Consider the following 4,738-nt stretch of genomic DNA (forward strand, 5'->3'; position numbering starts at 1 on the left):
CGACAGGGCGAGCGCCAGCGCGATGCCGGGCAGGATGCCCCCGATAAAGAGAGCACCGACCGAGACGCCGGAAACCGCACCGTAGATGATGAAGGGCACCGAAGGCGGAATGAGCATCGCCAGCGCGCCCGAAGAGGCGACCGAACCGGCGGCAAGGCCCCGGTCATAGCCGCGGTCCAGCATCTGGGGCACGGCAATGGAGCCGACCGCCGCCACCCCCGCCACGGACACGCCGGAAACCGCCCCGAAAATGGCGGAGGCCCCGACGGTGGAGATCGCAAGCCCGCCCCGCAGCCACGACAGCCAGAGCGAGGCGGCGTGAAAGAGGTTCTTTCCCACCGGCGTTGCGCCCAGAAAATTCCCCATCAGGATAAAGAGGGGCAGGGCGATGAGCTCGAAGGAGTTGAGCTGCCCGAAAAAGGAGGTCGGCGCGAAGAAAAACGCGAGAGAGCCGCGCGCCATGTAAAGGCCCAGCAGCCCGCTGGCCCCCAGTGCCAGAAAGATGGGCGCGCCGAAGCCGATCATACCGATCAGCAGGATGACAACGAGTAGCGGTTCAATCATGTATTCTGCCTTTCGGGCTGTGCCTCCGGCCCGACGATGCCCTTCCGGGCGAGCGTCGCGATCCGGTCCTTGTCGTAGCCAAGCGCCTCGTTCAGCACGGCGAGGGTATCGGCCCCCAGAGCAGGGCCAAGGCCGCGGACCTGCCCGGGGCTTTCGGAAAGGCGGGGAAAGACATTCTGCATCGCAAGGCTGCCGCCTTTGCCGTCCTCTACCCGGACGATGGAGTTGCGGGCTGCGAAATGGGGGTCTTCCACCATCTCGCGGGCGGTATAGGCAAGGCCCACGGGCACGCCTGCGTCCGCCATCTTCGCGATCACGGTTTCGGCGTCGTGCTGGCGGGTCCAGTCACCGATGCGCGCGTCAAGCGCTTCGCTGTTCTCGCCGCGGGCGCGGTGATTGGCATAATCGGGGTGATCGGCCAGTTCAGGCGCGCCCATGGCCTCGCAGAGGCGGCGAAACACGCTGTCCTGATTGGCGCCGATGATCACGTCGCGCGCATCGGCGGTGGGGTAGGCGTTCGAAGGCGCGATACCGGGCAGCGAAGAACCGTGCCGCTCGCGGATATGGCCGCCCGCGTCATATTCGGCCACCATGGCTTCGGTCAGGTGCAGGACGCTTTCGAAGATGGAACTGTCCACCACCTGTCCGCGCCCTGTCCTGTGGCGATGCTGCAGCGCCAGAAGGATGCCCATGGCGGCATTGATACCGGCCATCGTATCGCCCAGCGACAGGCCCACACGCACCGGCGCGCGGTCGGGATAGCCGCTGATCGCCCGTAGCCCGCCGATGGCCTCGCAGACAGAGGCGAACCCCGCGCGTTCGGCATAGGGGCCATCCTGCCCGAAGCCGGAAACACGCGCCATGATGAGGCGCGGATTGATCGCGCTCAGCTTGTCGTAGCCCAGACCCCAGCGTTCCATCGTGCCGGGGCGGAAATTTTCAATGAGGACATCAGCCTCCCGCACGAGATCGCGCAGCACCTCCTGCCCTTCGGGCTTGCGCAGGTCGAGCGTGATGGAGCGTTTGCCGCGTGCGATGACGTTCCACCACACGGGGTTGCCATCGCGGTCGTTGCGGCCCCATTGGCGCATGGCATCGCCCGTCTCGGGCGGTTCCACCTTGATGACCTCGGCGCCGAAATCCGCCATCAGCTGGCCGCAGAACGGCCCCGCGATGAGCTGGCCCAGTTCGATCACCCGCATATCGCTGAGCGGGCCCTGCGCGGGTTGGGATTGTGTCGATGTCATGCGCAAAGCTTCCTTCCGGGGGTCAGCGCCTCGACACGTTCCGCGATGGACCGCGCATCGAGGCCGAAATGGCGGTAGAGGTCCTGAATGGTGCCGGTCTGGCCGAAGGCCGTCACACCCAAGGGCAGAACCCGGTGGCCCATCACCCCGCCCAGCCACGAAAGCGTGGCCGGGTGCCCGTCGATCACCGTGACGAGGGTGCAGTGGGGCGGCAGGTCCGCGAGCAGTGCCTCCACCTGCGCGGGGGGTGTGGGATCGCCCTGCGCGCGCCGGGTCTGGGCGGCTGTCCAGTCCGCGTGCAACCGGTCGGCGGAGGTGACGGAGAGCACCCCGATATCGCGCCGCCCTGTGCCAACCATGCCTGCCGCCGCGATGGCTTCGGGTGCCACGGCCCCCTGATAGGCGATGACGACATCCGCGTTGGGCCCGGGCTTGCGCAGCCAGTAGCCGCCCGCGATCACGTCATCGGCGAAGCCCTCCGTCGATCGCTCGGTGATCTGTTCGATGGGGTTGGTGGTCAGCCGCAGGTAGACGGAGCCGCCGGCGTCCTGCTGCATGTGATCGAAGGCCCATCCCATGATCACGGCCAGTTCGTCCGCATAGGCCGGTTCGAAAGAGGTGAGGCCCGGCTGGCTCATCCCGATCATCGGCGTGCCGATGGACTGATGCGCGCCGCCCTCGGGCGAGAGGGTGACGCCCGAAGGCGTGCCCACCAGCATGAAGCGCGCATCCTGATAACAGGCGTAGTTCAGCGCATCGAGCGCGCGGGCCACGAAGGGGTCATAGACCGTGCCCACCGGGATCAGCCGCTTGCCGAACAGCGATGTCGACAGCCCCGCCGCCGCCAGCAGCAGGCAGAGATTCATCTCTGCGATGCCCAGTTCGATATGCTGCCCCGCCGGGGAAAATTCCCACTTCGCGGTGGAGGGGATGGAAAGCGTTCTGTAGAGGTCCGCCTTTGCCTCGCGCGAAAAGAGCTTGCGGCGGTTCACCCAAGGACCAAGGCTCGTCGTGCCGGTCACATCGGGCGACGTGGTGACGATGCGGTCGGCCAGCGCGGTATCGGATTTCGCCAGCGCATCAAGGATCTTGCCAAAGGCCATCTGGGTGGCGATTTCGCGGTCCTTCGGAGTGGCAAGGGCAGGGACGGGCAGCCTGTCATCGGTGAGCCGCCGCGTGCCTTCGGCAAAGAAGGGCACCGCGTCGAGATAGGCCCTGAAGTCCTCCACGTCGTCCACGGTAGCGAAGCGGTCCCATTCCCGGCCCTCTGGCACGCCCATGTGGCCCTGCCATTCGGCCATCTGCTTCGGCGTCATCAGCCCGCCGTGGTTGTCCTTGTGCCCGGCGATGGGCGTGCCCCAGCCCTTGACCGTATAGGCCAGAAAGCAAACCGGGCGGTCATGGTCGATGGCGGCGAAACTTTCCGCCATGCTCTCCACGCAATTGCCGCCGAGGTTTTCCATAAGGTCGGCCAGTTCGTCGTCGCTGCGCCGGTCGATGAGCGCGGAGACCGGCCCCTGATCACCGAGGTCCTCCATCAGGCGCTTGCGCCAGACGGCACCGCCCATGAAGGTGAGCGCGGAATAGTCGCTGTTGGGGCAACGGTCGATCCAGTCGCGCAGGGCCGCGCCCCCTTCCTCTTCGAAGGCCGCGCGCTGCAGCTTGCCGTATTTGACCTTCACCACATCCCAGCCGAAGGCGCCGAAGCTCTTTTCGATCCGGGTGAAAAGCCCTTCGTGCACGATCCCGTCGAGGGACTGGCGGTTGTAGTCCACGATCCACCAGACATTGCGCAGGTCGTTCTTCCAGCCTTCCTGCAGGCATTCGTAGACATTGCCTTCGTCGAGTTCGGCATCGCCCACGAGCGCGATCATGCGGCCTTCGGGCCAGTCGCCGCCCCAGCTTTTCGCGCGGACGTAATCCTGAATCATCGAGGCGAAGGAGGTCACCGCGACGCCAAGCCCCACGGACCCGGTGGAGAAATCCACATCGTCCACGTCCTTGGTGCGGGACGGGTAGGACTGGGCGCCGCCAAAGGCGCGGAAGCCTTCCAGCTTTTCGCGGCTGATGTTGCCCATCAGGTACTGCATGGCATGAAAGACCGGCGAGGCATGGGGCTTTACCGCGACCCGGTCCTGCGGGCGCAGCGCCGAATAGTAGAGCGCCGTCATGATCGACACCATTGAGGCCGAGGAGGCCTGATGCCCCCCGATCTTGATGCCATCGACCTTCGGACGCAGGTGGTTGGCGTTATGGATCATCCAGTGCGACAGCCACAGGAGGCGCTGTTCGATGGTTTTGAGATGTTTCGCGGTCATGGGGCCCCTCTTTGCGGATACGGTATACAGAATCCAAAAGCGGAACCCGCCAAAGATACATGCCGCAAAGCCTTGCTGCGCAGTTATCCTTCGCGTATTGAGTAGCGCATGGCGAAAACCCCCAAGATTGACGAAATAGATAAACGAATCCTGCGGCAAATCGCGGGTGAGGGCCGAATCTCTGTTCAGGCGCTTGGCGAAGCGGTGGGGCTGAGCGCCACGCCCGTCGCGCGCCGGTTGAAGCGGCTCGAAGAGCAGGGGTTCGTGACGGGCTATGCCGCGCTCATCAACGAAGCGGCGCTGGGGTTCGATGTCTCGGTCTTCGTTTCGGTGAAGCTCGACCGGCAGATCGACAACGCGCTGTCCTCTTTCGAGATCGCCATCGCCTCTTTCCCGGAGGTCGTCGATTGCTGGCTGATGACCGGCAGCAGGGACTACCTTTTGCGGGTCGTGACCGGGGGCATGGCGGATTTCGAGCAGTTTCTGGTGGGACGGCTTACCAAGGTTAAGGGCGTGGCGGAGATCGAAAGCTCCATCCCCCTGCGCCGCGTCAAATCCGCCGGATCCCGCGTCCCCTGAGCCGCAGGACGCCGGGGTTTGGGGTAGGCG

At 65.3% G+C, this 4,738-nt stretch carries 4 protein-coding genes; 1 reads left to right on the plus strand and 3 read right to left on the minus strand.

The features are described from left to right. The 3 genes from A3764_RS08840 to A3764_RS08850 form a co-directional block, all read right to left on the minus strand. The coding region (locus tag A3764_RS08840) for a TRAP transporter large permease subunit (RefSeq protein WP_150122115.1) at positions 1-564 on the minus strand (564 nt) is incomplete at its 3' end. Next, entirely contained in the window at positions 561-1,811 is a 1,251-nt protein-coding gene (locus tag A3764_RS08845; RefSeq protein WP_067925048.1) for a CaiB/BaiF CoA transferase family protein, read from the minus strand. The genes A3764_RS08845 and A3764_RS08840, both read right to left, overlap by 4 nt. Continuing rightward, positions 1,808-4,129 carry a 1-deoxy-D-xylulose-5-phosphate synthase N-terminal domain-containing protein gene (locus A3764_RS08850; protein WP_067925051.1) on the minus strand — a complete coding sequence of 774 codons (2,322 nt, stop codon included), beginning with the start codon at positions 4,127-4,129 and terminating at the stop codon, positions 1,808-1,810. Before A3764_RS08850 ends, A3764_RS08845 begins: the two co-directional genes overlap by 4 nt. A gap of 108 nt (positions 4,130-4,237) precedes the next feature. On the opposite strand from A3764_RS08850, the gene A3764_RS08855 reads away from it, so the two are divergent. Then, the gene (locus A3764_RS08855) at positions 4,238-4,708 is read left to right on the plus strand and encodes an Lrp/AsnC family transcriptional regulator (protein WP_067925057.1); all 471 of its coding nucleotides are present in this window, start codon (positions 4,238-4,240) and stop codon (positions 4,706-4,708) included. Positions 4,709-4,738: the final 30 nt, after the last annotated feature.

The sequence above is a fragment of the Sulfitobacter sp. HI0129 genome (genome assembly GCF_001635395.1).
In the GTDB taxonomy this organism is placed as follows: Bacteria; Pseudomonadota; Alphaproteobacteria; order Rhodobacterales; family Rhodobacteraceae; genus Sulfitobacter.

Excerpts from the sequence above, each read along its gene's own strand:
- A3764_RS08845 (WP_067925048.1), bottom strand. The coding sequence starts at position 1,811 with ATGACATCGACACAATCCCAACCCGCGCAGGGCCCGCTCAGCGATATG.
- A3764_RS08850 (WP_067925051.1), bottom strand. The coding sequence starts at position 4,129 with ATGACCGCGAAACATCTCAAAACCATCGAACAGCGCCTCCTGTGGCTG.
- A3764_RS08855 (WP_067925057.1), top strand. The coding sequence starts at position 4,238 with ATGGCGAAAACCCCCAAGATTGACGAAATAGATAAACGAATCCTGCGG.